Raw genomic sequence first — 1,005 nt, 5'->3', positions numbered from 1 at the left:
GCCTGCGATCGATTACAGCATTGCCGGCCGGCTCGGTCGCCTGCTCGAGTATGTCTTTGCGCCGATCGGCTTCAACTGGCAGATCTGCGTCGCGCTGGTGCCCGGTCTCGCCGCGCGCGAAGTGGCGGTCGCCGCGCTCGGTACGGTTTATGCGATGTCAGGCAGCGACGATGCGGTGGCCTCGCAGCTCGGGCCGCTGATTTCACACCAGTGGTCACTGGCCACCGCGCTGTCGCTGCTCGCGTGGTACGTGTTCGCGCCGCAGTGCATGTCCACACTGGCGGTCATCCGCCGCGAAACCAATTCCTGGCGTAACGTCGCGGTGGCGGCCGGCTATCTGTTTGGCCTGGCCTATCTCGCCTCGCTCGCCACCTACCAGATTGCGAGGGCGCTTTCATGAGCACGTTCGACATCGTCCAGGGCGTGATCATCGCGCTGGTCGTTGCAGTGGCGACGTATGTGGCTTTCCGCAAGCTTTTGCCAAAGACCTCCACGCGCGCGATGGCGCGAATCTCGGCCAGCCTCAATCACGAAGGCCGCTCGGCGGCGTTGCGTTCGCTCGGTCGCCGCTTGCAGCCCGCCGCGGCGACCGGCAGTTGCGGCGATGGTTGCGGCTCATGCGGCAGCTGCGGCCCGACGCCGACGGTGAAAACGGAAGCGCAACCGCTGCATTTCAAACCGCGTAGCTGACGAGCATTCCTTTGTAGGAGCCGATTCATCGGCGATCCCGCGGCAGCGGGCCAGTTTGACGCAAGCACCCGTTCGCCGATGAATTGCAGTGGTCAAGCTTTTCTGGACACCGGTGTAGGAGCCTGAGCCGCCAGTTGCTCGAAGAGCACTGGCGGGATGTCGTTTAGTCGCGAGTGTTGCCGTTCTAGGTTGTAGTAGATCAGAAAGTCGGTCAGCTCCTTCTCGGCCTCGGCGATAGATGCGTAGCCTCCTTCAGGTACCCACTCGTACTTGAGCGTCTTGAAGATCCTCTCGATCACGGCGTTGTCCCAGCAG

The 1,005-nt window shown here is 63.1% G+C and carries 3 protein-coding genes; 2 read left to right on the top strand and 1 reads right to left on the bottom strand.

All coding sequences use genetic code 11. The features are described 5' to 3' along the window. Window positions 1–400 (top strand): nucleoside recognition domain-containing protein (locus tag AC1DT2_RS24395; protein ID WP_477299320.1); only part of this gene is annotated, 400 nt, incomplete at its 5' end. Beyond that, on the top strand, window positions 397–690 hold the full coding sequence (locus AC1DT2_RS24390; RefSeq protein WP_063573241.1) for a DUF6587 family protein: 294 nt from the start codon (window positions 397–399) through the stop codon (window positions 688–690). The genes AC1DT2_RS24395 and AC1DT2_RS24390, both read left to right, overlap by 4 nt. Window positions 691–782: 92 nt before the next feature. On the opposite strand, the gene AC1DT2_RS24385 is transcribed toward AC1DT2_RS24390, so the two are convergent. Next, a partial coding sequence (locus AC1DT2_RS24385; protein WP_477297611.1) for an integrase core domain-containing protein occupies window positions 783–1,005 on the bottom strand: 223 nt, incomplete at its 5' end.

The sequence above is a fragment of the Luteibacter sp. P4_E6 genome, from assembly GCF_056401535.1.
Note: the sequence above shows the minus strand (reverse complement) of the source record. Positions and strands in the feature narration are given on the sequence as shown.

What these genes read in the sequence shown, in the direction of transcription:
- AC1DT2_RS24390 (WP_063573241.1), top strand. Translation starts at nt 397, where the DNA reads ATGAGCACGTTCGACATCGTCCAGGGCGTGATCATCGCGCTGGTCGTT.